We start from the raw sequence: 26,114 nt of genomic DNA, 5'->3' as shown, positions 1-26,114 counted from the left end.
GGGCCCCGCATGTGGCGTAAGAGCAGCTATAGCGCGAACGCGGTCGACTGCGTTGAAGTCGGTCGAGGTGTCGGCCTCCGCGACAGCAAAGCCCCCGCCACCCACCTTCCCGTCGCGCCCAGCTCGTGGTTCGCGTTCCTGGGCTTCGTGAAGGACGGCAAGTTCGCACCATCGGGTCAACACCGCTAGTCCGCCGAGCGTCGCCCACGCCCGTTGCCAACGATGAGGGGCGTGCACTTCACCGTTCCTGAACAGGCAAGACGTGACCACACGGTCGAATCCGCCCTCGCCGACCTGCGCGCCGGACGCCCGGTGATCGTGGTCGACGACGAGGACCGCGAGAACGAAGGCGACCTGGTCATGGCCGCCGAACACGCCACCCCGCACGCGCTGGCGTTCTACGTCCGGCACACGAGCGGGCTGGTCTGCGCGCCGATGTCGCCCGAGGTCGCCGACCGGCTGCGGCTGCCGCTCATGGTCCAGGACAACGAGGATCCCGAAGGCACGGCGTTCACGGTCTCGGTGGACGCCTCCACCGGCATCGAGTCCGGCATCTCCGCCGCCGACCGGGCCCACACGCTCCAGGTTCTGGCCGATCCGACGAGCACCCACAAGAGCGTGCGGCGCCCTGGGCACGTGTTTCCGTTGCGCGCGCGTGAAGGTGGTCTCTCCGTGCGGCGTGGGCACACAGAGGCGGCCGTCGAGCTCATGCGGTTGGCACACCTCCAGCCGGTGGCCGTGATCAGCGAGATGTGCAACGAGGACGGGAGCATGGCGCGCGTGCCGGAGCTGCGGAAGTTCGCGGAACAGCACTGGTTGAAGCTGGTGTCGATCGAGCAGGTCGCGGCCTTCGCGCAGGAGGGTGTGGTGGCGCGATGACGTTGCTCGCCACCGTTTTCGACCTCGACGACACGCTGGTCGACAGCGCCGGCACGTGGAACCGGGTGATCGGCGCCGTCGCTGCCCGCCACGAGTACCGCTGGACCGCACACGACTGGACCGCGATCCAGGGGACGTCCACCTGGGGCGCTTACCTCGCCGAACGGTGTGGCGACCTCACGCCGGAGCGGGCGACCTCCGAGTGTGTCGACGGCATGGTGGACGCCATCGCGCGCGGCGAGTTCGGGCTGCTTCCCGGAGCCGCGGAGCTCGTGGCCCAGGCTGCGGAGCTGGGGCCGGTCGGGCTCGTGTCGGCGTCACCGCGCCGGTACGTGCGGGCGGCCGCGTCGGCGTCCGGGCTCAGGAGGCACGTCGAGGCCATCGTGACCGGGGACGACGTCGTGCACGGCAAGCCGGCGCCCGACCCGTACCTGCTGGCCGCGCGCAAGCTCGGGCTCGACGCCGCGAACTGCCTGGCGGTCGAGGACTCGGCGTCCGGCATCCGGTCGGCGCACGCGGCCGGGATGACGGTGCTCGCGATTCCCAACGCCACCACGGCCCGCAACGCCGAAGTGCTGAAGCTGGCGGCGCTCCAGGCCACCGACGCGCGCACAGCGGCCAAAGAAATCTGTCAACTGTGGGTAAACGTTTACGCGCTCAGCCGATAGCGCGTTCCGCTCCCCACGCGGCGATGTCCTCCCGGCTGCGCAGGCCCAGCTTGTCGCGCAGCCGGTGCAGCCGGGAGGCCACGGTCCGCAGCGACACGTTGAGGCGGTTGGCGATCTGCTGGTTCGTCAGGCCCGTGGCCAGCAACGCGATCACCCGGCGTTCGTGGTCGTCGAGCGAGTCGAACGCGGCCTCGGTGCGGTCCAGCCACACCTCGTCCTGGATGAACGCCTCCGTCTCGGTCGCGCTCAACGGCGTTGATGCCGCCTCTGCGCGCGCAACAGGCAGCATCAGCCGTGCGGTGCGCATGGCTCCGGCGACCTTTTCTGCCCAGAACGGGTTGGGCACGACACCGACGGAACGGCGCATGGCGCGTCCGGTGGCTTCCAGCCGTAGCGCGCGCTCTGCCTGACCACGCGTCAACGCGACCACGGCCAAACCCTCAAGGGCGTCAGGCGCGGTCAACGGGTTGATGCCGTCCATGCGCAGTGCTTCCTGGAACGCGTGTGTGGCCTCGTCGAGGTCGCCCTGCACCAACGCGACGGCACCCCGTGTGTTCAGTGCGGAGGCGATGCGCGCGGGGACGCCCGACGCGCGCGAGAGGGGCAACGCCGACATGACGTTCTCTTCGGCGCGTGCGTGCTTGCCCAGCGACAAGGCCGTGCGTGCCAAATCGACCAAAGCCGTCGCACGGGCAAGAGGTTCGCCCAACAACTCGGCGACCCTTAAACACTCGGTGTTGTTCTTGTCCGACGCCTCCCACTCGCCGGACGACTGCTGCACGGCCGCGAGCGTGCTGCGGCTGCTCATCACCAACGCCGGCTGCCCGATGGTCCCGACCAGCCGCGACACCTCGGCGGAGAACTCGACGGCCTCGTCGTGATCGCCCTGCTCGGCCGCGAACCGGGCCGCGTGGTTCAGCGCCACGCAGCGGTAGTCGTCCCTTGTGGACGGTCGGCGCAGCGCGTCCCGCAGCATCACGCGAGCCTGCCCGAGCCGGCCGCGCCGGGCGGCGCAGTCGGCCAGCGCGGAAGTCAGCAGCAGCAACCGTTCGTCGGCGCGATCGGCCGCCCACTCGACCGTGCCGAGCAGGCTGTCGACGTGGTTGTCCAGCTTGTGCTGCACGTCTGCGGACATCGACAACGGCGCGGTGATCAGCACGTCCGACAGGTCGGTGAACCACCGCGCCAGCGCCTCGTAGGCGACGTCCAGCTCGCCCGCCGCCACCAGTTTCTCCTTGGCGTGCAGGCGGATCGTCTCCAGCTGCCGGAACCGCGTCGTGCCGGGCACGGCCGTCACGAGCGACTTCGCCTGCAACCGCGACAGCACGTCCAGCACCGGCTCCGCCGACCGTTCCGACGAGCAGACCTCGGTGGCCGCGGCCAGGTCGAAGCCACCGTCGAACACGGAAAGCCGGCGCAGCGCGAACTGCTCGTCCGGCTGCAGCAGCTGGTAGCTCCAGTCGATGGCCTCCCGCAGCGAACTCTGCCGCGGCGACTTGCGGCAGCCCAGCGTGAGCAGCTCCAGCGGTTCGTCCAGGCGGTCGCAGATGTCCTCGACCGGCAGCAACCGCACCCAGCGCGCCGCGAGTTCGATCGCGAGCGGCATGCCTTCCAAACGTGCGCACAACAACGCCACAGCAGCTGTGTTGTCCACGGACAGACGGAAGTCGGGCTTGCGTTCGCGCGCACGGTCCACGAACAGCTTCACGGCCTCCGAGCGCGGCGCGGCCGTCGTGACCAGGTCGCGGTCCGTCGACGGCACGGGCAGCCCCTCGACGGGGAAGCTGACCTCGCCGGTGATCCACAACGCCTCGCGGGACGTCGCGAGCACCCGGACGCCGGGGCAGCGGTTCAGCAGCACGTCGGTGAGCTCGGCGCAGGCGTCGAGGAGGTGCTCGCAGTTGTCGAGCACCACGACGACCTTCATGTTCACCAGCGTCTCGAGCACGGTGTCGCGCAACGGTTCGTCGGTCTCGGCGGCCACTCCGAGCGCGTCAGCGAGGGCTGGCACGACGTCTCGGGTGGTGGTGACCTCGCCCAGTTCGACGAGCAGAACGCGGTCCGTGCGGCCACGCCGCAGCCGTCCGGCGGCCTCCAGCGCGAGTCTCGTCTTGCCCGCACCCGCACTGCCCACGAGCGTAACGAGACGATGCCTGCGCAACAGCTGGTCGAGTTTCGACAGCTCCTGCTGGCGGCCCACGAACGTGTCGCGGGCAGCAGGCAGGTTGGAGAGGACACGCAGGTTCTGCCTGGTGGTGGGCGTTGGTGCCGTAACGGTCGCACGGCGGCGATAGGCCCGTTGGCGGCAGGCGTTGGAGCAGTAGGACCTGCGTTGCTCGGAGGTGGCGGGAGGCAGCGCGCCGTCGCACAGAGCGCAACGTCCGGTGCTGGTCATGAGTCCCTCTCCGCAAGCCGTAACGGCAGGAGGTTCCTGTCTCGCTCCGGCGTTTGCGCTGTTCGTGGGCGGTGGCCCGAGGTGTGCAACCCGTTACGCCTCCGTGCGCGTGAGACGGTTCGCAACCTGCTCGTTATGCGTCCCTTCCCGGAGTCCTCGTTCGGGAACAAACTGGAAGCTGGTCCGGTCTGACAGGGAGTCCGCATGACGTTGACGACGAGCACCTCGTGGACGAGCGCAGGGCTGCAGCTCGTGGACAAACCGCGCACGATCACCGTCGGCATCGCTGATGACGAGGTCCTGATCCGCACGGGTGTCCGCGGTGTGCTGGAGCGCAGCGGCAACGTCGCGGTGGTCGGCGAGGCGGGCGACGGCGGCGGGGCGTTGGAGCTCGCACGGCGGCAACGTCCGCAGGTGCTGCTGATGGACGCGTCCATGCCCGGCATGGAAGGCCTCGCGGCGGTGCGGATGGTGCGCAGGCACGTGCCGGGCACCCAGGTGATCATGCTGTGCACCCCGCAGACCGAAGAGATGTTGTTCCCGGCGTTGCGCGCGGGCGCGGCGGGATTCCTGTTCAAGAACGGCGAACCGGACGCTCTCGTGAAGGCCGTGCGTGCCGTCGCCGCGGGAGAGGCGATGCTCTCGCCGTCCGCGACCCGTGCGTTGATCGACCACTTCACCGGCGCGGACTCGGAACGGCGGGACGCCGCGCGCAGCCGCATCAGCCTGCTCACCCGGCGGGAGCAGGAAGTGCTCGTGTACTTGGCGCAAGGCATGGCGAACGCACGCATCGCAAGGCTCATGTACCTCTCGGAGGGGGCTATCAAAGCCCACGTCAGCCGACTGCTGACGAAACTTCGGTGCGACAACCGCGTCCAGGCCGCTCTCATCGCACGCGACGCCGCCCTTCCCTGCTGAAATCCGACAACTCCTGCAACGGCGCGACGGTCAGCCTAGCCACGGATTTTCGCGCCGAGTAGCAGGTCACCCGGTTGGCCCCGTCCAGAATGATGTCGCTTTCCCGCCAGCGTCTCGGTTGGAATGGCGTCATGCTTGGTCACATGCCGCCGGCCACGTTCTCGGAACGCCTGCACTTTCAGGCACCTCTTTGCCCCGACAACCTGTTCGGCCACCTCATCGCCACCGCCGTGCCCGGCGTGGAGGAGTGGCGGGACGGTGTCTACCGGCGAACCTTGCGACTTCCTTACGGCTTTGGCATCGCGGCTTTGCAACCGTTCCAGGACCACGTTGAGTGTGTCCTCGAACTGTCGGATTCTCGCGATTCGGCAAGTGCTCTAGACCTTTGCCGGTTTCTGCTCGACCTCGACGTGGATCCATTCGTGGTCGATGCGGCGTTGTCGGCCGATCCGCTTTTGGCGCCGTTGGTGGCGGCTGCTCCTGGGCGTCGTGTGCCGCGCACGGTGGACGGGGCGGAGTTCGCCGTGCGGGCCGTTCTGGGGCAGCAGGTGTCCACGAAGGCGGCTCGTACGCACGCCGCACGGCTCGTTGCGGCTCATGGGACGCCGGTGGGAGACCTGTTCCTGTTCCCGTTGTCGTTCGACGTCGCCGAGCTGGCGATGCCGGAGTCGCGGCGGCGGACGATGGCGGCGTTGCTGGAGGCGCTGGAGTCCGGTTTGGACCTTTCGCCTGGTGCCGATCGAGTCGTTGCGCGGGAATGGCTTTCGTCGCTGCCGGGGTTCGGGCCGTGGACCGTTGAGTCGATCCTGATGCGCTCTTTGGGGGATCCCGACGCGTTCCTGCCCACGGATCTCGGGATCCGGCTGGCCGCCGAGGCGTTGGGACTGCCGTCGACGCCCGGCGCGTTGGTCAAGCGTGCGGAGGCGTGGCGGCCGTGGCGGGCGTACGCGGTGCAGCACCTGTGGGCGACCGGTGATCACGAGGTGAACCGAATCCCGGCCTGACCTGCACGCTCGCGTACATCGCCGTGGAGTCCTGGTGGACGAAGCCGGGCAGCGGTGGCGGGTTCTGCGCGAACTGCTGGAGGGCCTCGAAAACGTCGAGCGCCGTGTTGGGGCGTCCGTCGGGTTCCTTGGCCAGCAGGCTTTGCAGCGTCGCGTTGAGCGGGCTCTTCAGTTGCGGCGGCGCCTCTTTGACGTGCTTGTCGAACACCGCGTAGGCCGTGGGACCGGTGAAGAGTTGTTCGCCCGTCAGCATTTCGTGCAGCACGCAGCCCAGCGCGTACAGGTCGCTCCTCGGTTCGGCGGTGCCGCGCTGGATCTGTTCCGGGGCCATGTAGCTCGGCGTGCCGAGGATCTGCCCGGCGCGGCTGAACGGGGCGACGTCGCTCTCCTTGAGCAGTGCCAGGCCGAAGTCCAGGACCTTCACCGCGCCGTCCGGGCACAGCATCAGGTTGGTGGGCTTGAGATCGCGGTGGCAGATGCCGCGGTCGTGGGCCGTGGTCAGCACGGCGGCGGCCTGCGCGGCGATGTTCGCGGCCCAGGCCTCGGGCAGCGGGCCGAACTCGCCGACGAGATCCGCGACCGTGACGCCCTCGACGAACTGCATGACCTGGAAGAGGCGCTGCTCGTGCGTGCCGAAGTCGTACAGGACGGGCACGCCGGGGTGTTCCAGGCCAGCGACGATCCTGGCTTCGCGCGCGAACCGGTGCGCCACCTCGTCGTCGCTGCCGGGCAGCCTGAGCAGCTTGACCGCGACTCTCCGGTCCAGGCGCAGGTCGCGTCCCTCGTGCACGGCACCCATGCCGCCCCGCCCCAGCGGCAGGTCGTCGATCTCGTAGCGGTCGGCGATCAGCACTTCTGAAGCCTAACCGTCACCGCGGGCCGATCTGGCCCTGCAGCAGGCCGGCGTACCCGATCCTGATCAGCTCGGCCGCGTCGTTCAGCTTCTCCTCGGCTTCTTTGAGCTGCTTGAAGGCTTGTCCGTACTTCCGTTGTTCGTCTATCGGCAGTGACGGGACCTGCGTTCTTCTGACGTCGAGCCTGGTCGACCCCGTGGGGGTTCTGGCGAACGCGGCCTTCAGGACGCCTTCGAGGAAGTCGGGGTCGATCTTGCGCGGGTTGATCTCGTAGACGGCGCCGGTGGGGGAGGTGACGGGGTGGTTGCCGGGTGCCTTGCGGACGAGTTCGCCGATGGTGGTCATCGGTGGGGCCACTTCTTGGAGTTCGGGCAAGGTCGGGGCTTCGAAGACCGCTCTGGTGTATTCGGTGGCGTCCGTGCCGGTGCGTCGGGCCGGGCTCAGGTCGACGTCGTCGTCGAGCAGGTCGATGACCCTGGTGTTGGGGTCGAGCGGGCCAGGGGACTGCAGCAGGGCGATCTGTTCGGGGGCGCGGCCGATCGGGTTCCTGAGCAGCCAGAGGTCCCGGCCCGGCGTGACCGTGACGACCGCCCGGATGGCGCCCGCCCTGAGGAGGTTGCCGCGGATCCTCTTGCCCGGCCGCCTGGTGGCCGCCGCAGACGGGAGCAGGACGGCGACGAGGCCGCCGGGTTTGGTGAGGGACAGACAGTGTTGGAGCCAGGCCAACTCCGGCTCGCCTCGCGGCGGCAGGCCGTAGGTCCACCGGGTGTCGCCGACGAGTTCCTCGTGGCCCCAGGTCCGGTCGTGCCACGGCGGGTCGCAGATGACCGCGTCGGCCTTCTCGTGGATCCCGTTGTGGCGCAGCGAGTCGCCGGTGAAGATCTGCGCCTTCGGCATTCTGCGCCGGGCGATGACCGCCGAGACGGGGTCGATCTCCTGGCCGATCTTGTTCTTGGCCTTCGACGCCCTGAGCAGGCTGCCCGTGCCGCACGCGGGGTCGACGACCGTCTGGCCGTCGGTGGTGGCGATGACCGCCTCGATGACTTCCGGCGGCGTGGGGTTGAGCAGCCGCGAGTGGGCTTCGAGGTAGCGCTCGTGCAGGAACTCGAACGTGGTGTCGTCCGTTTCCGTGTTGGCCAGTGCCTCACCGAGACGGAGGTCGTCGTGCGTCCGCAGCTGCGTCCACAACCTCTCCGCCGGCGACACCCGGAACGACTTCCCGTTGCGCCGGAGCCACACCTCGACGTCGCGCAACAGGTACAACGGACTGGACGCCGTCCCGCCGACCGGCGAGGGAAAGTCCTCGAACCGCCGCCGCCAGTTGGACACGGCCGCCCGCCCCACCTCGGCGAGCCGCGCGATGTCCCCAGCGCTGACCGTCTCATCCATGTTCACAACCGTATTGCTTGTGAACTCACTTCACAACTGCTCTACTTAGAAACATGACACACGAGCTGCGCATCGCCGTGGCCACCGATCCGGGGCTCGTCCGAGAGCACAACGAGGACTCGGTCTACGTCCGCCCGGACCTCCAGGCGGTGGCGGACGGCATGGGCGGCCACGAACACGGCGAAGTGGCAAGCGCGCTCGCGGTGAACGTCCTGGCCGACTGGCAGGGCGACCTCGGCCCAGCGGTGTCAGAAATTGCCCGCCGCCTCGACGCCGAAACCCCCACGGGCGCAGGCACCACCCTCACCGCCATCCGCTGGGAGGGCCTCGCCTTCCAGCTGGCCCACATCGGCGACTCCCGCGCGTACGTGCTGCGCGAAGGCGAACTCCGCCAGCTCTCCCACGACCACACCATGGTCCAGGCCCTGGTGGACGCCGGCCGCATGACGCCTGAGGAGGCCTTGGTTCACCCGCGGCGGGCGTATGTGTTGCGGGCCTTGCAGTCCGGCAACTCGCACGACCCCGATCTGTCCTGGCACCAGGCGAAGGTGGACGACCGGTACCTGCTGTGCAGCGACGGCCTCACCGACTACACGGACCTGGAGGACGTGCACGAGGTCCTGCTGTCCACGGAGGACGGGACCGAGGCGGCGTGGCAGCTGATCGCCCTGGCGAACGGCAACGGCGGGCCGGACAACATCACGTGCGTGATCGTGGACGTGATCCGCAAGAAGTGGTGGCAGCGCTAGGTTTCCCCGCCGCGCAGCCGTCTCGCCGATGCCGGTTGCACCCGCCGGCAGACCGCTCCGCAGCCCTCCCGCCCGTCGGCCGCCCGCCACCGGACCGCACCCCAACCCGTTGCCCACCAACGCTTCCCCCAACCCCGGGCGAGCATGGAAACGGCCCCGGCGCGCAACGCGCACCGGGGCCGCAGCCTCAAGGGGTGTTACAGGTTGGCCGGCATGCCCGACTCGTCGGCCGCCGCCGTGGAGGAGCCGCTGAGCAAGTCCTTCACGATCTTGTTGGCCTGCTTGACGGCCGGCGTGATCATCTTGATCTGCACCTTGCCGTTGGTCAGCTTGCCGCCGACCTCGAAGGTCTTGTCCTCGTTGGGCAGCGGCACGGCCTGGCAGCCGGTGAACTGCTTGCGCGGGGTGGCGCCGGTCTGGAAGTAGAAGACGATCGGGTCGTCGACGCAGTCCGTGTTGTACGGGAACAGGCCGTGCGAGCCCTCGTTGTCGACGCTGATCAGCTTGGCGTTCGGCAGGGCCTTGGCCGTGGCGAGGCCGCCTTCGTACGCGGTGGCGGCGTCGAGCTCGGCCTGGGCGACGAGCAGACGCGGGAACGTCTTCTTGTCCGGCTTGGGCATCGAGGTCTTGGCCGGCCAGTAGGCGCAGAGCGGGGTGCTCATGAACGGCGCGATGAACGGCGCGTTCACGGTCAGGTCCGCGAGCCAGTAGTTCCAGTAGTGCAGGTTCTGGTTCCACTGGCCGTCCTGGCAGCGGATCGCCTCGAAGGTGGCGTCCCAGGTCTCGACCTCGGCGGCGGCGGTCGTCGACTTGACGGCCACGCGCTCCTTCTTGGCGATGGCGGCGAGGGCGTTGGTCTTGGCCTTCGCGATGAACGCCTTGTTCTCGTCCGTGGTGCCGGGCACGGAAAGCATCTTCGCGACGATCTGCTCGACCTTCTCCGAATCGGAAGCGGCCGGGTTGGTCGCGTCGATCACGGAGGCGACGGCCGAGGCGGCCACGTGGTACTGCGAGGTGTCGTACATGGCGGGGATCACGAACCACGCGACGAAGAGCTGGCCGACGAACTCACGGGTGCCGCCGCCCTTCTCCCACTTGCGGCGGATCTCCATCGGGTCGCTGCCCTGGCCGTACTTGTCGGCGCTGCGGGCCATGAACGGCAGCAGCGCTTCCTGGAACTGGCGGTCGCGGGTGCGCGGCTGCAGGTCCCAGGTGTTCTCGAGGGTCGACTGCGAGGCGTCGACGGCCGAGTCGAGCAGCATGCGGTGGACCTTCGACGCGAACGTCGAGGCGTACCAGGTGCCGAGCCACGTGCCGTAGGAGTAGCCGATGTAGCTCATCTTCTTCTCGCCGAGCAGGACACGGATGAAGTCCATGTCGTACGTGGTCTGCTCGGTGGTGATGAACTGCGTGAGCGGGTTCTCGAGGCAGCCGTCGACCTTGGCCTTGTTCAGCACGTTGACGTCAGTGCTGTTCGGCACGGTGTAGCTGCAGGTGAGCGGCGTGGAGAGGCCGACGCCGCGCGGGTCGAACCCGATGAAGTCGTACTGGCCCGCGAGGACCGGGGTGCGCAGGGCCATCGCCGCGCCCCACGGCAGGCCGGAACCGCCGGGACCACCGGGGTTCACGAGCGCGATGCCCTGACGGCTGGTGCCCTTGTAGGCGGTCTCGGTCTTGGAGACGCGGATGCCGATCGTGTTGCCGTCGGCCGGGTTGTGCCAGTCGCGCGGGACCTGGACGGTCGCGCAGGCGAGGCCCTTGACGGTCTTGAACTTGGCCACGGTGGCCGGGTCGACGCCGGGGAAGGTGCACTCCTCCCAGGTCACCTTCTGCGTGGCGAGCGCACCCGCGAGCGCGGCCGTGTCCGGGTCCTGCTTGGCGGCGGCGCTCGCGGCCGGGGTGAGCACGAGGCTCGACGCGATCAACGCCCCCGTCACCGCGGCGATGCCGCCTCTGAAGTACTTCCTCACGGTGGATCCCCTTCTGCCCCCGCACGGCCTGGGTGAGACCGCGCTTGCGACAAAGGAGAAGGGGAAAACGCCGCGTTTAACACTCCTGGGTGATGGCAGAAAGTCGCCATGTCTGGAAACCGTCACCGATCGTGTTCACAGAGTGATGAAGATCGGTGCGTCAATCACGAGGAGTGACTAAAGCCAACCTCGCCGTGACGCCTGGACGCCGAGCTGGAACCGGGTCTGAGCCCCCAGCAACTGCTGCAACCGGCTCACCCGCCGATGCACGGTCCGCTCGCTGACACCCAGTTCGCGGGCGATCGACTCGTCCGTCAGACCCGCGCTGAGCAGCGCCATCAACCGCCGGGTGGCGGTGGTCGGCTCCTGCTGGGTGTCCTCCTGGCCGCCAGGCGTGATCGACACCGCCATCCGCCAGAACGCCTCGAACAACTCGATCAACGCCCGCAGTAGCACGGACGGGTGAATGAGAAGTGCTACGACGTTCCCGCCCGTGACCGTCGGGACCGCGATCAACGCCCGGTCCGAGTCGGCGATCACCAGCTTCAACGGCACCCCGGGGAACGTCCGCGCCTGCTCGCCCGCCGAGATGCTCTCCTGCACCGAGGCGAACCCGCGCTCGGTCTGCAACAACGCCGACTCGTAGACCACCCGGTACCCGACGCCGCGGGCCAGCGCCGGAGGCTGTGCGGGGCTCGCCTCCGGCTGCGGGCTCAGGTACGAACCCGGATCCAGCGCCCGGATCTCCGTCTTCGCCTGGCTCTGCATCTCCTCGAACGCGCTGATCACCTCGTCCGCGTCCTTGAGCACCTCGACGAAGTCGACCTCCTTCGCCCCGAACGAGGCGTAGGCGGCGGCGAGCACTTCGGCGGTCTCGCGCGCCCGGACGGCCGCGGCCTCGTGGCTCGACGCGATCGCGGCCAGCGCCGACCGCGGCGGCCGCACCTCGTCGTCCCTGACCAGCCCCAGCCGCTTCAGCTCGTCCTGCGCCGCCCCGGGCTCGCTCGCGGCACCTCGCAGCATCGCCAGGTACAGCTGCTCGGCCTCACGCGACAGCCCCTCGTGCACACGACTCCCCTCGGTGGTGCTGAACCGAAGGTACCTGCTCAGACACGCCCCGCGCGGCGCATCGCGCCCAGGAACAACGCGTCGAACCCGCGGTCGGACAGCACCCTGCGCGCGAACAGGATCGGCCCGGCGCCGAACCCCGCCGCGTACCGCGTCCGCGGCCGCCGGGCCTTCACCGCCTTCACGATCACGTCCCCGATCACCTTCGGCTCGGATCCCCGCTCGACCTGTCCGAAGAACGCCGACAGCTGCCGCACCTGCTCCCGGTACGCACCCTCACCGGACCGCTTGCGCAGGTTGTCGACGGCGATCCCGCCCCACTCCGTCTTGATCGCGCCGGGCTGGATCACCACGACGTCGATCCCGAACGGCTTGAGCTCCAGCCGCAACGAGTCGCTCAGCCCCTCGACCGCGAACTTCGTCGAGTGGTACCAGCCGCCGAGCGGCTCGTAGATCTTGCCGCCGATCGACGACACGTTCACGATCCGGCCGCTGCGCTGCGCACGCATGTGCGGCACGACGAGCTGCACCAGCCGGGCGAGCCCGAACACGTTCACCTCGAACTGGTACTTGCCCTCGGAGAGCGGCACGTCCTCGAACGCGCCGTACGACCCGTAGCCGGCGTTGTTCACGAGCACGTCGATCCGCCCGGACTCCGCGATGACGTGCTTGACGCCCGCGACCATCGACTCGTCGTCGGTCACGTCCATCTCCAGCACCTTGATGCCCTGCGCCGCGAGGCCCTCCATGCGCTGCACCCGACGTGCGGCGGCGTACACCGTGTAACCGGCTTTGTGCAGCTCAACCGCCGTGGACTCGCCGATGCCCGACGAAGCGCCCGTGACCAGTGCGACCTTCATGGCTTGTTCCTCCCGCTGACTAACTAACCGTTTGGTTGCTAGAACCAGGCAACCACGTCCGCGGCGGCCTGTCAACTAAACAGTTAGTTGCTACGACCAACCGGTTGGTTAGAATGGGGGCGTGGTGAGGGACAAGGAAGCGACCAAGGCCAAGCTGCTCGACGCGGCCCTAGACGAGTTCGCGGAGTACGGCATCGCCGGCGCGCGCGTCGACCGCGTCGCCGCCAAGGCCGGCTGCAACAAGGCGATGATCTACGCCTACTTCGGCAGCAAGGAGGGGCTCTTCGACGAGCTCCTGAAGATCCAGATCGACCGCATGATCGAGTCGGTCCCGATCACCCCGGACGACCTGCCGGGCTACGCGGGCAGGCTGTTCGACTCCTACCTGGAGCAGCCGCAGATCCTCAGGCTCGCGGCGTACCACCGGCTGGAGAACGGCTTCGACACCCTGCCGGAGGCGGAGGTCCAGGCGCACCGGTTCAAGGTCGCGTCCATCGCCCAGGCCCAGGCCGAGGGCTGGATCTCGTCCGCGTTCGACGCCGAGGACCTGCTCAACCTCGTCGTGCACATGTCGATCCTGGCGTTCAGCACCCCGAACGCGACGCGCGAGCTCGTCGAACGCGCGGTCCACCGGCTGATCACGGCCAGGTGATCAGGGGCGGCGCAGCAGGTAGGTGTCCATGATCCAGCCCTTGCGCTCGCGGGCCTCCGAGCGCACCGCGCGGATCTCCGCGGCCACGTCCCCGACCCGTCCCGACACCAGGATCTCGTCGGGCATCCCGAGGTAGGCGCCCCAGTAGATCCACGTGTCGGGGTCCACTCCCTCGAACGAGTACTGCGCGTCCAGCATCACGGCCACGTCGTCCACATCGGACGGCCACCCGGCGGCCAGCCGTCGCCCGGTGGTGATCTGCACGGGCTTGCCGACCTGGTTCAGCGCCACCCGGTGGCCGGCGGTCAGAGCCGCGACCGACGTCACCCCGGGAATCACCTCGACCTCGAACGCCTCCCCGCGCGCCAGCAGGTCGTCGAGGATCGCGAGCGTCGAGTCGTAGAGCGACGGATCGCCCCACACCAGGAACGCGCCGACCTCGTCCGGACCCAGCTCGGCGGAGAGCAGGCCCTGGACGACGTCGGCACGGTCACGGCGCCAAGCGTCAATGGTCGCCTTGTAGTCGGCGGGAGCGCGGTCGCGATCCGGGTCCCGGCCCTCGACCCAGCGGTACGGCCGCGTCACGTGCTCGGTCAGGATCGACGCGCGCAGGTCCACGAGCTCCTGCTTCACCGATCCCTTGTCCAGCACGAAGTACACGTCGACCGTCTGCAACGCCTTGACGGCCTGCACCGTCAGGTGGTCGGGGTTGCCCGCGCCGATACCGATGACCAGGATCTTTCGCACCGCGCCACACTAACTAGACGGACCGCTCGTCGAGGAGCCGGACGGTCTTGCCTGTGCGGGGATTCACCTCCAGCGCCGAAACCCACTCCACGGCCAGCGGCGCCACCACCCCGCGCCCGACCTGCAGCGCGAACCGCGGGCTGATCACGTCGACCTCGGCCCGCAGAGCCTCCCAGGCCTGCTCGGCACCGGCGATCCGCAGCACCAGCTGGTCCCGCGAGTCCACCCGCCGGATCACCACCTGCACGCCGCTGTGCACCACGCCCGCACGGTCGACGGCGGACCGCAGGTGGTCGAGGTGCAACGTCACCGGACCGACCCGCGCACCCTCGTCAGCCCGTCCGAGCAGCCGGAAGATGCCGTCCTCGACGTCCACCCACGACGCCAGGTCGCCCACCGGGTACCGGATCATCGGCTGCAACCGCCGGGTCAGGTCGGTCTGCAACAACCGGCCCGCCACACCGGGCGTGGTGATCGGCCGGCCCGTGTCGACGTCGACGATCTCCAGCACCGAGCTGTCCACGAACGCCCGGAACACCCGCGGGTCGTCCGAGCCCAGCACCGCCGTGCCGATGATCCCGCCGTCCACGCTGCCGTAGACGAACGACCGGAACTCGGCCGCCGGGAACGCCTCCGCCAGCACCGCGCGCTGGTCGTCGTACAGGGCCTCGCCGCTGAACAACACCAGCCGCACCAGCGGCAACGAGCCCACCGACGACACGACGTGCGCGGCCAGCCGGGCGAGCGTGGTCGGGAAGCCCGCGACCACGGAAGCGTCGAAGTCCTGCATCGTCGACAGCGTGAACTCGACCGGCGCGCTGCCGGTCACGGGCAGCTGCACGAGGTCGATCGGGGAGCGCTGCAACGAGTTCAGCGCGAAGATGAAGCTGGAGTACAGCTCCCCGGCCGCGAACAGGTTCGCGATCCGGTCGCCGTGCCGAAGTCCCGCCGCGGGAAGGGTTTCCGCGTACGTGAGGCACATCGCGTCCCACTCGGCGTTGGTGTAGAAGGAAACACGCGGCGCCCGCGTCGTCCCTCCCGTCTTGAAGATCAGGCCGTCGGTGTGCGGGCTGGTCAGCACCTGGTTGTGCCGCACGGTGTTCGCGGCCCAGAACGCGGCCTGGTCGATCACCGGCAGCTCGGCCAGCGGCGTCGACGAGTCGTAGCCGTCGTAGAGCTCCTTGTAGAACGGCGAGTGCGTGCGCGCGTAGCAGACGAGGTCGAGTACGGACATCACGCGCTCCTGCGCTGGTCGACGACCTCGATCAGCTTGCCGCTGCTGCGCGTCCGCAGGAAGTCCGCCAGCGGCGCGTTCTCGACGCGCAAGCTCAGCAGCTCGTCCTTCTCGACGGCCTCCGCGACCTCGGCGTACTGCGCCAACAGCACGCGCTCGGTGACAGCGGTCTCGGGCGCGCGGCCGTGTTCGAGCCGCACGACCAGCTCGTCGCGGGACGCGCCGTCGTTCAGCACGATCTGCACCGCCCCGGAGTAGCCGAACTCGTCCTCCAGGACCGTGAGGAACCGCCGGTAGTTCAACGTCTGCGCGGCCGTGCGGAAGACGTCGCCGGTGCGTCCGAGCAGCTCGAACCGCGGGGTCTGGCGGCCGCACTGGCAGTCGCCGGGCACCCAGCGGCCCAGGTCGCCGATCTCGTAGCGCTCCAGCCGCTGGCCGCGCCGGGTGTGCGTGGTGATCACGAGCCGGCCGGACGCCGCGGAACGGTCGTCGTCGTCGAGGATCTCCACCGTGTGCAGGCCGGTGAGCACGTGGTGCACCTTGCCCGTCGACGCCAGGCACTGGTACCCGACCGGGCCCGCGTCGACCGTCGCGTACGCCGCCGACCGGATCACCTCGACGCCGAACTCGTCGCGCAGCCGGGCGATGGCCTGCGCGCCGAAGTGCTCACCCGCGTAGAAGATCTTGCGGATGCCGCCGTACTCCTTCAACATCTCGCCGTGCTCGGCGAAGAGCCGTTGCACGAACGAAGGAGCGGTCAGCAGCGTGTCGACGCGGTTGTCCACGATGGCCTGGGCGATGGCGTCCAGGTGGCCCCACTCGCCGCCCATCGGGAACTGCACGGCGTTCATGCGTTCCAGCGCGGAGAAGAAGCTGACGAAGCTCGCGTACATGTGCCCGTTGAAGAACAGGTTCATGATCCGGTCGGTGCGCGGGTCAAGCCCGGTGGCGAGCAACGCCTCGGCGCCCACCCACATCTGCTCGTCCCAGTCGGCCCAGGTGTACGCGGAGAGCTTCGGCGCGCCCGAGCTGCCGCCGCTGCGGAAGTACACGTCGGCCGGGCGGTCCTGCAACGTCTCGAAGTCCGCCTTCGCCGTCACCGGCACGGCGGGCACGGGCAGCTGCCGCGACTCTGCCAGGTCGTCGAGCGAGGCGTCGAACGCGAACCTGTCGTCCAGCTGCACCGACACCCGGTTGCTGTAGCGCTGCAACGCGTACACGCCGTCGTGCGGTTCGCCGCTGTAGCCGCCGAGCATCGACCCCGGCGTGGTGATCCGCTGCACGCCGACCGACACGAACGCCCGCGCCAGTGCGGCGGTGTCCGGCCGGTCCGCCGCGAGCCCGACGGTCTGGAGGTACTGCCGCATCGGCCGCAGCACCGAGGTGATCTGCTTGCGCGGCAACGGCTTCACCCACACCGTCCGGTACAGCGGCGAGGTGCGCGGCGCGAACCGCACGTCCGCCAGCACCCGGAAGTTCTTCCCGGCGTGCACCTTGGTGAACCCGAGGTGCTCCTCCAGCCGCGTCACGACGACGGTGTTCGTGATCTCCGCCCACTCGGCCTGCGACGGCTCGCGGGTCGGCGGCCCGGTCAGCTCCAGCACCGACGCGAACCGCTCGGCGAACGCGAAGACCTGCGCGGAGTCCTCGGTGTCGAGGTAGATCACCTGCGGGCTGGAGCACGCCTGCTGCTCCAGCTGGCAGACGTCCGCCGCCAGCGCGTGCAGGGTGTCCACATCGGACCACAGGTCGGCCGTCAGGTAGGCGAACGACAGCTTCGGGCCCCAGTCGATCACCCGCGTGCCCGGCTTGACCAGCGCCGTGACGCCCGTGATCGCCTCCTCGCCGCCCCAGACCGCGACGGCGTCGGCCGCGCCGAGCATCCGCTCGGTCCAGTCGGTGCGCGACGACGAGAAGTGCAGCACGATCAGGTGTGCGGCGATCTGGCCGGTCTGGTCGAGCGCGGCCAGCGACGCGAGGACGGCCGCCGTGAACCCGGAGTCGTCGGACGCGACCTTCAGCACGTTGAGGTTGCCGGAGAGCAGACCCTCGACGGCGCTCAGCACGCCCGCGGCCGGGGCGTTGCCCGCCGTCACGTGGGCGAGCAGGCCGAGCGGCACCCAGGCCTCGTAGACGGGCGTGCGGAAGTCGAACCTGACCATCCGCGCGGGGTCGAGCGCGCCGAGCTCGCGCTGGAGCTTGCGTTCCAGGGCGGGCCTGCTCAGGGCGTGCCGCAGCGCGTCCAGCGTCTCGTCGATCTCGGTCTCGGCCAGGCCCCACGCGACCAGCGACGGCCGGTGCTGCTCCAGGTCGAGCTTCTCGGCCGCGGCGAGCACGACCAGCGGGTTCAGCCGCGGCCCGGTGATCACCTGCTGGGTCAGGTCGTCCAGCGTGTCGAGCCGCACGGACGCGGCCTCGTCGTCGATCCACGATCCTTGCCAGAGGTGCCTCATGCCTTGCCCTTCAGGAGTTCTGCGGCCGCGATCGCGCAGGACCGGTTGCGGGAGACGCCGGCGCGGCCGAGGATCTCGAACCACGGGGTCTCGTTGCCGCAACCGCACTCCTCAGGTGCGTGCAGTGCGGCCAGGTCGCCCATCAGCACGCTCTGCGCGGGCGCCGAGGTGATGTAGGGCGACATGAACTGGATGTAGCCGGACTCGCCGTGCGGCAACGGTTCCAGCGTCCGGACGTCCCGGACGATCGCACGTGACCACGTCGGCACGTGCAGGTTGTGGCGCGCGCACTCGACGTACGGCACCGAGTGCTCGACCGAGCCGTAGCTGTCGCGGATGCGTTCGTCCGGGATGCCCAGCATCTCCACGACCTTGGCGCGCAGCTCGGCCTTGGAGATCTGCTTGTCGGCGTTGCCCTTCCAGCCGCCGCCGAACCAGACCATGGAGTTCTCGTTCAGCCGCAACGGTTCCACGCCCATCGCGCGCATGCGGTCGATCGTGAAGCTGAGGAACGCGGGGAACCCGAAGATCCGCACGGGCTTGCCGTCGTCCGCGAACCGCTGCAGCGCCCGGATGCTGCCGAACGCGTCGAACTCGTGCCCGGCGCCGGTGTGCGCGAGCCCGTACTCGACCGACTCGACCGGCGCGAAGTCGGTCATGAACTGCCCGGTGAACGAGCTGCCGAGCTTGACCGACGGCGTGGGCTGGTTGAGGTTGATCAGGTAGTTGGTCGGGTCCTCGGTGATGAACCCGTTGTGGTCGTAGATGCGCGCGACCATCCGCTGGCCCGCGCGCAACGTCCAGGCGTCCCAGAACATCTGCGACTTCTGCCCGGTCGTGCCGGACGACGTGGCGTGCACGACGACCTGGGCGCGCGGCACGGACAGCACCTCGTGCATCTTGAAGAAGTTGGCGTGCACGAACGGCTGCTCCGTGATGTCGTGCAGCGGCTTGCCGTTCCACAGGCTGCGGAAGAACTCGTTGCGTTCGGCGTGCCACCGGTTCGACTCGTTCATCGCTTCGAGGAACAGGTCGTCGTCGCTGTGGTCGTACGGGGCAGCGATGTCGCACAGCGCCTGGACGGCGCCCAACGACGAGTCCGGCACCCTTGCCGGACCTAGATGCGCGTTCATGCGCGGAACACTCCGTTTGTGTTGAGGAACTTCTGCGTCCACAGCTCGACGTACTGCTCGGTGAACGGGCGGAACGCCTCGTCGATCAGCAGGCCGCGGAAGTCGGGCGGCTGCGGCGTGTGCACCATGACGACGTAGTCGTGGAAGACCTCGCCGTCGCCGCGCATCGCCGGGTACAGCGCGACCGGCAGGAAACCGAAGGCCAGCAACGCGCTCAGCTCGTCGAACTCGTGCAGCGGCACCAGCGTCTCGACGTGCGGCGCGCCGAGCTCGGTCAGCGCGTCGATCACGCCGCCGAGGTGCGGCAGCAACGCCTGCGGGCTCGGCGTGGCGCCGAAGATCGTGCAGTAACCGTCGTGGCGGTTGAGATGGCCGTAGATCTGGTACTCGCCGTGCTCGTCGGCCAGCAGCACGTTCGGCCTGTGCAACGGGTAGAACCGCCGCGCCGGGTCGTTGATCGTGTGCTCGAAGTGCCGCTGCACGAACTGCGGCGCCTCGATGACCTCCAGCCGTGACTGGCGGCTCTCGCTGAAGCCGTCGTCCTCGACGAACTCCGGCAGCGCGGGCAGGCCGAGCGCGGAATGCGTTGCGGTGACGAGCTTTTCGAGGCTCTGCGGCACCTTGTGCACCCGGGCGCGGCGCTCCAGGACGCCGTCGCGGTGCTTCGCGAGCAACGTCATCGTCTCGCGCCGGGCGTGCTTGAACAGGTTCGGGACGAGCCCGAGCGGGTGGAAGCCGTTGCGCAGGCACACTCGCTGCGGCGCGAGGTGGATGGTGCGCGCGGTGCCGTAGACCGAGTCGACGTCGCCGCTCGCGAGCATCCTGTCGGTGATCTGGCCGACCGCGTGGTGGGCGATGCCGCCGCCCTGCGCGTCCGGGTCCACGACCAGCCCGGCGATCTTGCCGAGGCGGTCGGTGCTCTCGACGTGCCCGGTGATCGAGGCCTGGACCTTGCCGGCCTGCCGCCACACCAGCCAGGTGGTGTGCGGGGACTCGATCTCGGCCGCCATGACGGCGGGGTCGGTGCCCATCGCGATGGGGTAGTTCGCGCCGTGCGCCCGACGGTAGAGCCTGAGCAGGTCGTCGACGTCGTCGAGTCGAGCCGGCTCGAACTCGGGTAACACTTCCGGTGCCTCCTTCGAATTGCTGCACCGAGATAAGCACAGGTGCCGCGAGAATTATTCGAAGTGGCGAGCGGGATCACACGAACCCTCAAATCCACCTTAATTGTTTGTGGTTCGAACGGGTGAATCAGTGCAGGTAGGCCCTGTGGTCGAGATCGCATCCCGGAATTTCACCTTTCTGGGACATGTCAAAAGTGGTCGCCATTTCAACAGAAATGGCGACCACTTGGAAAACTCGCAACTACTGGGCGAGCACGTGCAGAATCCGCACCGGCTTCTTCGGCGCGCCGTCCAGCAACCCGTCCGGCTGCGGCACGATCCCGGCCTTCACGATCCGGTCGAGCGTGTCCATGCCGAACGTGACATGACCCATCACGGTGTACACGGGCTGGATGTTGGCGAACGAGTGCACGATGAAGAACTCGCTGCCGTTCGTGCCGGGTCCCTGGTTCCCGTACGCGATCGTGCCGCGCGGGTAGGTCTCCTCGCCGGTCACCTCGTCGGCGAACTTGTAACCGGGCCCGCCCTCCTCGGCGCGGTAGATGTCACCGCACTGCAGCACGCCCAGCCGCGTGGTGTCCGTCAGCCGCCAGCACTGCGTCATCGTGTAGAACCAGTTCCGCGCCAGGTGCGCGAAGTTCTCGACGCCGCACGGCGCGTTGGCGCGATCCAGGTCCGCGATCACCACGCCGTAGTTCGTCACGATGGTGACCTTGACCGTGCCCCTGGCCGGCACCACGGCGCGCGGCGGGGAGACGGGACGTGCGGCCGGGTTGTCCGGCGTGGGGGTGAACTCGCACTTCGCGGTCGGCGGGGCCGACGGCGCGGCGGCGGCGACCGGGGCGAGGACGACCATCATCAGCACAGCGAGCAGTAGCCTCATGACTGCCGACCGTAGTCGCCGCATAACCCCTTGTCAGCCCACCTGGACCGCCTCGCGCTGCTCCGCCGCGGGCTGACGGCGCTTCGGCCTGCGCTCCAGCCACCACTGCGACAGCAGCAACGGCACCACCCAGCCCGTCCACGTCGAGATGCCCGCGATCGTGTTCGGCAGCTGGTCCTCCGGCACCCGGTCCGCGAACGCCAGGAACGCCACCACGCCCCAGATCCGGTTCGTGATGATCGAGACGGTCAGCACGAAGCTGCGGATCATCCACTTGCGGTGGTCGCGGAACTGGCGCCGCCGGGCCGCGCGCCAGGCCAGCCCGGTGAAGGTCAGCCACAGCAACGCCAGCAGCACGTTGCTCACCATCGCCACCGGTCCGAACGGTGTCATCCAGCCGATGACCAGGCCGGACAGGCCCGCCGGGAGCACACCCGCCAGCACGTACACACGGCCGATCCGACGGTGCCACGCGGGGAACCTCGAACGGAACCACGGCCAGATCTGCACCACGCACGTGAGGATCGCGACCGACGCGCAGACGACGTGCAGCACGAGCAGGGGGTAGTGCGGTCCCCAGTCCGACTGCACGCGTGACTGCAAGCGATCACCGGTCAGGTACGGCGGCAGCGAGAACGCCACGAACGCCAGCACCACGAACGCCAACGGGCCCACCCAGGGCTTGCGCAACCACGTCATGGCGTCAGCGTGACGACCCCCGCTGACCGATCGCGCACCGCTCGCTGACGTCTGCCCGAGCCCGCAAGGGGTACCGGTCAGCGGGCCTGAAAGCAGCCCTGTCCTGCGCTTCTGACACCCCGCTGACATCTGAAGGGGTGTAGCTGTCAGGTCGCTGTGAGCGTCGGCCAGCAGAGTTCTCCCCATGACCGGCTACGTCACCGACTGACTCGGCCCCCAGCCCGAAACCCTTGAGGAGAAGCATGTTCAGCAGGATCGCCAGTGTGGTGGGGGCGGCCGTGATCGTCGGCGGCGCGATGCTCGGCATCACCTCACCCGCCAACGCCGAGACCGTGCCGGGCTGCGGGTCGCTGCCGCCCATCGGCACCACCGCCTACGTCATGAGCGGCAACACCAAGATCGGCTCGGTCAAGCAGTTCGCGGGCTGCGGCAAGAACTACGCCTACACCTTCGTCTGGGAGGGCTTCCGCTCGACGCACTCCAACTGGGAGGTCTGCGTCTCGGTCGCCACCGGCTCGTCGGCGCCCTACTCGCTCGAGGGCCTGAAGTGCATCAGCAACAAGGCCGACAACTGGTCCTCCGGCACCAACACGCTCAGCCAGTGCACCCACGCCGTCGGCAACGTCAAGTGGGGCGACAACCACCCCACCGCCCGCACCAGCATCCGGTGCTGACACCGCTCCGGCAACGACTCCACCACGCAACGCCGTACACGAAGGTCCGCCGGATCTTCGGACGACTGAGGGGAACACCATGAACGTCAAGAGAATCGTCTCCGGGATCGCCGGTCTCGCGATCGGCATGGGGGTGCTGGTGCTCGGCGGCCCGCAGGCCAGCGCCGCCACCAACTTCGAGCTCCCGTTCCCGTGTGGACAGACGTGGTCGGGCCAGACCCGCACCAACCACAGCCCGCAGCTCGCACTCGACCTGAACCGCGGCGCCGACGAGGGTGACGCCGTCGTGGCCTCCGCGTCCGGCACGGTCAGCAAGGTCCGCAACGAGGGCAGCACGAGCTACGGCCGCTGGATCGAGATCGACCACGGCAGCGGCTGGACCACCCGGTACGCCCACCTGTCCGCGCAGCGGGTCTCGGTCGGCCAGTCCGTCGCGCAGGGCACGACCATCGGCAACGTCGGCAACACCGGTGGCTCGACGGGTGCCCACCTGCACTTCGAGCAGCTGCTGAACGGCTCGCCGCAGAAGATCAAGTTCGGCGGGTCGACGATCCTGTACTACGGCACCAAGGACTACAAGTCGAACAACAAGTGCGGCGGCGGTGGCGAGACCAACCCGTACACCCCCGAAGAGGCCTGTGGTGACGGCTACAAGGTGATCGACGGCGCCAACGTGACCGGTGGCCGCGTCTCGCTGCTGTACAACGCCTCCAACGGCTACAACTGCGTCGTCACGATCAAGTCCACCAAGATCGGCTCGGCGTCCGACGTCGGTTCGTTCCTCGAGGTCCAGGGCGAGGCCCGCACGACCGACCGCGGTGACTACGGCTACTACGCCGGCCCGGTGAAGAAGAAGGCGCCCGGCAAGTGCGTCAAGTGGGGCGGCAACGTCGGCACCTCCACCTACACCAGCGCGTTCGAGCACTGCGGCTGATCAGCCGAGAACGCTGTCCAACAGGTTGTCCCTTCGCAGACCGGGTGTGCCGAGCAGTTCGGCCGCCCGGTCCGCGGGCGTTTCCGAGGCCTTCGCGAGCACCAGCCAGGCCACGCCCTCGCCGTACCGGTCACCGCGAGCGCCGGTGATCTCCAGGCACCGCTGGGCGTCCTTCGCGGCCTGGGCGCGCTCTCCCGACGCCAGCAGCACTTCCGCCCGGCACAGCAACGCCTGCCACTCGTCGTTGTGCTCACCGGTCTCCCGGCACAGGCCGATGCACTCGCTCAGCGCGGCCTCCGCCTCGGCCAGCCGGCCGAGCCTGAACAACGCCTGGCCCCGCGACGCCAGCGCGTACGCCGTCCCGGCCGCGTCCTGATGGTCGCGCGCGTGCTTCAGACTCTCCTCGGCAGCGGCCAGAGCCTCCTCGTAGCGGCCCGCGACCTGGTGCACCTGGGCCAGTGCGGACAACGGAACCCGTTGTGCACCAGCGGGTCCGTGCTCGGCGGTCAACTCGATCGCCCGGGCCAGGGTTCCGCAGGCCGCGTCCAGCTCGCCGAGCTCACGCTGCACGGCGCCGATCCCGGCCAGCGCGCGCCCCTGCCCGAACGGGTCGTCGGCCCGCGCCTCCAGCACTTCCTCCAGCTGCGCGAGGGCGTCGCCGAACCGCCCGATCCGCCGGTTCGCGGCCGACCGCACGAGCAAAGCCGTTTGCAGCGCGGCCGAACTGCCGACCGTGCGCGCCGCCTGGTCCGCGATCTCGCCCAGCTCCACGAGATCCGCCACTCTGTCCTGTTTGAACAGATGCGGGTAGAGCATGTGCGCGATCGCCAACCCTTGCTCCGCCAACGCTTCCGAGCCGACCGACGACCGGGCGGCGGCCAGCAGGTTCTCGGCCTCGTCGGTCAGCCACCGCAACGGCTCGTCGACGTCCTGTCGCACCAGCGAATGAGTGAGTGCGCCGTACGCGTGCGGTCGCAGCTTCTGCAACGCCGCGGCCAACGTGGACCGGTAGTGCGTCAGCGCACGGCCGAGGGCGTCCGGCACCTCGTCGTCCGCCCGCTCGGCACCGAACAGCCGCAGCAGGTCGTGCACCCGGTACCGCTCGGGCCCGCACGGTTCCACGAGCTTGGCGTCCACCAACGGGTCCAGCGCGCGGTCCACGTCGTCCTGCCCGAGCAACGCGCGTGCCACCGGCTCGCTCACCGTCGGCACGGTCAGGCTGCACAGCAGGGTGAACGCCCTCGTCGAGGCGGGGGAGAGTCCCTCGAAGCTCATCTGGAAGCTCGACCGCACGCCCAGGTCGTCGAAGTCCAGCTCGTCCAGCCGGTGCCGCTGGTCCGCGAGCCGCCTGGCCAGGGTCGCCGTCGTCCAGTCCGGCCGCGACCGCAACCGGGCGGCCGCGATCGTCAACGCCAGCGGCAGGTGGTCGCAGGCCCGCGCGACCTCCCTGGCCGCCTCGCCGTCGTCGCCCAGCAGCCGCAGCGCGTCCGCCTCGGGCAACGGGTCGAGCCGCACGTGCAGGGCGCTCAGCGTCGCCAGCATCCGCCTGCTCGTGATCAGCACCGCCGACCCCGGCTCACCCGGCAGCAGCGGCACGACCTGCGCCGCGTCCACCGCGTTGTCGAGCAGCACCAGCACCTTGCGCCGCGCCAGCGCCGAGCGGTACAGCGCGGCGGCTTCGGACGGGTCGGTCGGCACGGCCAGCGGCGGGGTGCCGAGCGCCCGCAGGAACCGCCTGATCACCTCGGCCGGCTGCAGCGGCGACCGGCCGGGGGTGGCGCCGTGCAGGTCGACGTACAGCTGCCCGTCCGGGAACCGCCCGGCGAGCGCGTGCGCGGCGGCGGTCGCGAGAGCGCTCTTGCCCTGCCCGCCGGGCCCGTGCACGGCGATCACGGTGTCCGCGGACCCCGTGATCAACTCGATCTCCGCACCCCGTCCGACGAACGGCTCCGGCCGGGCGGGCAGCTCGCGCGGCACCGCGGGGATGTCCCCCCGCAGGATCGCCGTGTGCAGGTCCTGGAGTTCCTGACCGGGGTCGATGCCGAGCTCGTCGGCCAGCAGCCGGCGGCCCTCGTCGTAGCACCGCAGCGCGTCCGCCTGCCGTCCGCCGCGGTGCAGGGCCACCATCAACGCGCCGCGCAGCCGTTCGCGGGTCGGGTGCTCGGCGACCAGCCCGGTCAGCTCGCCGACGACCTCCTGGTGCCGGCCCTCGGAGATCGCCCTGTCGACCCGGCGCTCGACGGCGCCGAGCCGTTCCTCCTCCAGCCGGCTCGCGAACCGGGTGTCGGTCGTCAGCTCGGCGAGCGCCGGGCCGCGCCAGAGCGCCAGCGCCTCGTCGGGATCGGCCGCGTCCCGGAACAGCTGGAGGTCGAGCGAACGCGCCGGGATGCCGAGCCGGTACCCCTGCCGGGTCCACTCCAGTGACACACCGGGCAGATCTTTCAACGCCCGGCGCAGCTGCGAGACGTGCACCTGCACGGCCTTGCGCGCGCTGGCCGGGGGATCGCCCTCCCACAGCACCGACATGAGGTGTTCGACGCTGACGGACTGGCCCGCGTGCAGCAGCAACAACACCAGCACCTGCTGGGGCTGGCCTGCGGGAACGTGCACGACGCGCCCCTCGTGCGTGACGAGCAGCGGCCCAAGCACCCCGAACCGAACGCCGTCCACGGCCTCACGATAGTCCGTTGATCTCCGCGCACTTCCGTCCAGCAACTTGCAGACGAGCAACGGTCAACGACGAACGTCGTGCAACCCCCTTACCGACCGGAAGGTCGGGAAATAACAGGGGTACGAGGTGCTCGAATCCTCGCCGAGCTGCGAAAAG

The 26,114-nt window shown here is 69.3% G+C and carries 23 protein-coding genes; 9 read left to right on the top strand and 14 right to left on the bottom strand.

Going from position 1 to position 26,114, the window contains the following annotated elements:
* Positions 1-9: 9 nt before the first annotated feature.
* Genes ACFWNN_RS20465 through ACFWNN_RS20455 form a run of 3 tightly spaced genes read left to right on the top strand, consistent with a single transcriptional unit; the run spans position 10 to position 1,547 of the window.
* On the top strand, positions 10-189 hold the full coding sequence (locus ACFWNN_RS20465) for a DUF397 domain-containing protein (RefSeq protein ID WP_382441498.1): 180 nt from the start codon (positions 10-12) through the stop codon (positions 187-189).
* A 42-nt stretch (positions 190-231) separates the two neighbouring features.
* Complete coding sequence (gene ribB, locus ACFWNN_RS20460; protein WP_382441497.1) at positions 232-879, top strand: 3,4-dihydroxy-2-butanone-4-phosphate synthase; 648 nt, start codon at positions 232-234, stop codon at positions 877-879.
* Positions 876-1,547 (top strand): HAD family hydrolase, encoded by a 672-nt coding sequence (locus tag ACFWNN_RS20455; RefSeq protein ID WP_382441496.1) that lies wholly within the window; start codon positions 876-878, stop codon positions 1,545-1,547. Before ribB ends, ACFWNN_RS20455 begins: the two co-directional genes overlap by 4 nt.
* On the opposite strand, the gene ACFWNN_RS20450 is transcribed toward ACFWNN_RS20455, so the two are convergent.
* Positions 1,537-3,942 (bottom strand): ATP-binding protein, encoded by a 2,406-nt coding sequence (locus ACFWNN_RS20450; protein ID WP_382441495.1) that lies wholly within the window; start codon positions 3,940-3,942, stop codon positions 1,537-1,539. The two genes, ACFWNN_RS20455 and ACFWNN_RS20450, sit on opposite strands and share 11 nt — an antisense overlap.
* A 204-nt stretch (positions 3,943-4,146) precedes the next feature.
* Here ACFWNN_RS20450 and ACFWNN_RS20445 point away from each other — a divergent pair, with 204 nt between their 5' ends.
* On the top strand, positions 4,147-4,860 hold the full coding sequence (locus tag ACFWNN_RS20445) for a response regulator (protein ID WP_382441494.1): 714 nt from the start codon (positions 4,147-4,149) through the stop codon (positions 4,858-4,860).
* A gap of 89 nt (positions 4,861-4,949) precedes the next feature.
* The gene (locus tag ACFWNN_RS20440) at positions 4,950-5,864 is read left to right on the top strand and encodes a DNA-3-methyladenine glycosylase family protein (RefSeq protein ID WP_382441557.1); all 915 of its coding nucleotides are present in this window, start codon (positions 4,950-4,952) and stop codon (positions 5,862-5,864) included.
* Here ACFWNN_RS20440 and ACFWNN_RS20435 read toward each other — a convergent pair.
* Entirely contained in the window at positions 5,770-6,717 is a 948-nt protein-coding gene (locus tag ACFWNN_RS20435; RefSeq protein WP_382441493.1) for a serine/threonine-protein kinase, read from the bottom strand. The genes ACFWNN_RS20440 and ACFWNN_RS20435 overlap by 95 nt on opposite strands.
* 16 nt (positions 6,718-6,733) lie before the next feature.
* A complete protein-coding gene (locus tag ACFWNN_RS20430; protein WP_382441492.1) occupies positions 6,734-8,107 on the bottom strand; it encodes an N-6 DNA methylase in 1,374 nt (457 codons plus the stop codon).
* Positions 8,108-8,160: 53 nt separating this feature from the next.
* On the opposite strand from ACFWNN_RS20430, the gene ACFWNN_RS20425 reads away from it, so the two are divergent.
* Positions 8,161-8,856, top strand: a complete 696-nt coding sequence (locus ACFWNN_RS20425) for a PP2C family protein-serine/threonine phosphatase (RefSeq protein ID WP_382441491.1) — start codon at positions 8,161-8,163, stop codon at positions 8,854-8,856.
* A 197-nt stretch (positions 8,857-9,053) separates the two neighbouring features.
* Here the strand turns inward: ACFWNN_RS20425 and ACFWNN_RS20420 are convergent, their stop codons facing one another.
* The 3 genes from ACFWNN_RS20420 to ACFWNN_RS20410 all read right to left on the bottom strand — a co-directional run bounded on the left by ACFWNN_RS20420 (position 9,054) and on the right by ACFWNN_RS20410 (position 12,754).
* On the bottom strand, positions 9,054-10,826 hold the full coding sequence (locus ACFWNN_RS20420; RefSeq protein ID WP_382441490.1) for an alpha/beta hydrolase: 1,773 nt from the start codon (positions 10,824-10,826) through the stop codon (positions 9,054-9,056).
* A 177-nt stretch (positions 10,827-11,003) separates the two neighbouring features.
* Positions 11,004-11,894: a helix-turn-helix domain-containing protein gene (locus ACFWNN_RS20415; RefSeq protein ID WP_382441489.1), complete on the bottom strand. Its 891-nt coding sequence runs from the start codon at positions 11,892-11,894 to the stop codon at positions 11,004-11,006.
* Positions 11,895-11,932: 38 nt separating this feature from the next.
* Complete coding sequence (locus tag ACFWNN_RS20410; RefSeq protein WP_382441488.1) at positions 11,933-12,754, bottom strand: oxidoreductase; 822 nt, start codon at positions 12,752-12,754, stop codon at positions 11,933-11,935.
* A gap of 121 nt (positions 12,755-12,875) precedes the next feature.
* On the opposite strand from ACFWNN_RS20410, the gene ACFWNN_RS20405 reads away from it, so the two are divergent.
* Positions 12,876-13,406: a TetR family transcriptional regulator gene (locus tag ACFWNN_RS20405; protein WP_382441487.1), complete on the top strand. Its 531-nt coding sequence runs from the start codon at positions 12,876-12,878 to the stop codon at positions 13,404-13,406.
* Here ACFWNN_RS20405 and cobF read toward each other — a convergent pair whose 3' ends face one another.
* The 7 genes from cobF to ACFWNN_RS20370 form a co-directional block, all read right to left on the bottom strand.
* Positions 13,407-14,153, bottom strand: coding sequence for a precorrin-6A synthase (deacetylating) (gene cobF / locus ACFWNN_RS20400; protein ID WP_382441486.1), 747 nt, complete (start codon positions 14,151-14,153; stop codon positions 13,407-13,409). It lies immediately after the preceding gene.
* Positions 14,154-14,166: 13 nt separating this feature from the next.
* Entirely contained in the window at positions 14,167-15,387 is a 1,221-nt protein-coding gene (locus ACFWNN_RS20395; RefSeq protein WP_382441485.1) for a phenylacetate--CoA ligase family protein, read from the bottom strand.
* Complete coding sequence (locus ACFWNN_RS20390; protein ID WP_382441484.1) at positions 15,387-17,840, bottom strand: acyl-CoA reductase; 2,454 nt, start codon at positions 17,838-17,840, stop codon at positions 15,387-15,389. The genes ACFWNN_RS20395 and ACFWNN_RS20390 overlap by 1 nt, the downstream gene beginning before the upstream one ends.
* Complete coding sequence (locus tag ACFWNN_RS20385) at positions 17,837-18,973, bottom strand: hypothetical protein (protein WP_382441483.1); 1,137 nt, start codon at positions 18,971-18,973, stop codon at positions 17,837-17,839. The genes ACFWNN_RS20390 and ACFWNN_RS20385 overlap by 4 nt, the downstream gene beginning before the upstream one ends.
* Positions 18,970-20,097: a GNAT family N-acetyltransferase gene (locus ACFWNN_RS20380; protein WP_382441482.1), complete on the bottom strand. Its 1,128-nt coding sequence runs from the start codon at positions 20,095-20,097 to the stop codon at positions 18,970-18,972. The genes ACFWNN_RS20385 and ACFWNN_RS20380 overlap by 4 nt, the downstream gene beginning before the upstream one ends.
* Positions 20,098-20,338: 241 nt before the next feature.
* A complete protein-coding gene (locus ACFWNN_RS20375) occupies positions 20,339-20,980 on the bottom strand; it encodes a peptidylprolyl isomerase (protein ID WP_382441481.1) in 642 nt (213 codons plus the stop codon).
* A 33-nt stretch (positions 20,981-21,013) separates the two neighbouring features.
* On the bottom strand, positions 21,014-21,679 hold the full coding sequence (locus ACFWNN_RS20370) for a DUF2306 domain-containing protein (RefSeq protein ID WP_382441480.1): 666 nt from the start codon (positions 21,677-21,679) through the stop codon (positions 21,014-21,016).
* Positions 21,680-21,921: 242 nt separating this feature from the next.
* Between ACFWNN_RS20370 and ACFWNN_RS20365 the strand changes: the two genes are divergently transcribed.
* Positions 21,922-22,353 carry a hypothetical protein gene (locus ACFWNN_RS20365; protein WP_382441479.1) on the top strand — a complete coding sequence of 144 codons (432 nt, stop codon included), beginning with the start codon at positions 21,922-21,924 and terminating at the stop codon, positions 22,351-22,353.
* Positions 22,354-22,432: 79 nt separating this feature from the next.
* Positions 22,433-23,287: a M23 family metallopeptidase gene (locus ACFWNN_RS20360; protein ID WP_382441478.1), complete on the top strand. Its 855-nt coding sequence runs from the start codon at positions 22,433-22,435 to the stop codon at positions 23,285-23,287.
* On the opposite strand, the gene ACFWNN_RS20355 is transcribed toward ACFWNN_RS20360, so the two are convergent.
* Entirely contained in the window at positions 23,288-25,957 is a 2,670-nt protein-coding gene (locus tag ACFWNN_RS20355) for a BTAD domain-containing putative transcriptional regulator (RefSeq protein WP_382441477.1), read from the bottom strand.
* Between the last annotated feature and the right edge of the window lie 157 nt (positions 25,958-26,114).

Origin of the sequence: Lentzea sp. NPDC058450, assembly GCF_042721395.1 — a bacterium.
GTDB lineage: Bacteria > Actinomycetota > Actinomycetes > Mycobacteriales > Pseudonocardiaceae > Lentzea.
The sequence above is the reverse complement of the archived record's forward strand: the minus strand, read 5'-3'. Positions and strand labels throughout refer to the sequence as shown.

Excerpts from the sequence above, each read along its gene's own strand:
- ACFWNN_RS20465 (WP_382441498.1), top strand. The coding sequence starts at position 10 with ATGTGGCGTAAGAGCAGCTATAGCGCGAACGCGGTCGACTGCGTTGAA.
- ACFWNN_RS20455 (WP_382441496.1), top strand. The coding sequence starts at position 876 with ATGACGTTGCTCGCCACCGTTTTCGACCTCGACGACACGCTGGTCGAC.
- ACFWNN_RS20450 (WP_382441495.1), bottom strand. The coding sequence starts at position 3,942 with ATGACCAGCACCGGACGTTGCGCTCTGTGCGACGGCGCGCTGCCTCCC.
- ACFWNN_RS20445 (WP_382441494.1), top strand. The coding sequence starts at position 4,147 with ATGACGTTGACGACGAGCACCTCGTGGACGAGCGCAGGGCTGCAGCTC.
- ACFWNN_RS20440 (WP_382441557.1), top strand. The coding sequence starts at position 4,950 with ATGATGTCGCTTTCCCGCCAGCGTCTCGGTTGGAATGGCGTCATGCTT.
- ACFWNN_RS20430 (WP_382441492.1), bottom strand. The coding sequence starts at position 8,107 with ATGGATGAGACGGTCAGCGCTGGGGACATCGCGCGGCTCGCCGAGGTG.
- ACFWNN_RS20425 (WP_382441491.1), top strand. The coding sequence starts at position 8,161 with ATGACACACGAGCTGCGCATCGCCGTGGCCACCGATCCGGGGCTCGTC.
- ACFWNN_RS20410 (WP_382441488.1), bottom strand. The coding sequence starts at position 12,754 with ATGAAGGTCGCACTGGTCACGGGCGCTTCGTCGGGCATCGGCGAGTCC.
- ACFWNN_RS20395 (WP_382441485.1), bottom strand. The coding sequence starts at position 15,387 with ATGTCCGTACTCGACCTCGTCTGCTACGCGCGCACGCACTCGCCGTTC.
- ACFWNN_RS20390 (WP_382441484.1), bottom strand. The coding sequence starts at position 17,840 with ATGAGGCACCTCTGGCAAGGATCGTGGATCGACGACGAGGCCGCGTCC.
- ACFWNN_RS20385 (WP_382441483.1), bottom strand. The coding sequence starts at position 18,973 with ATGAACGCGCATCTAGGTCCGGCAAGGGTGCCGGACTCGTCGTTGGGC.
- ACFWNN_RS20375 (WP_382441481.1), bottom strand. The coding sequence starts at position 20,980 with ATGAGGCTACTGCTCGCTGTGCTGATGATGGTCGTCCTCGCCCCGGTC.
- ACFWNN_RS20370 (WP_382441480.1), bottom strand. The coding sequence starts at position 21,679 with ATGACGTGGTTGCGCAAGCCCTGGGTGGGCCCGTTGGCGTTCGTGGTG.
- ACFWNN_RS20365 (WP_382441479.1), top strand. The coding sequence starts at position 21,922 with ATGTTCAGCAGGATCGCCAGTGTGGTGGGGGCGGCCGTGATCGTCGGC.
- ACFWNN_RS20360 (WP_382441478.1), top strand. The coding sequence starts at position 22,433 with ATGAACGTCAAGAGAATCGTCTCCGGGATCGCCGGTCTCGCGATCGGC.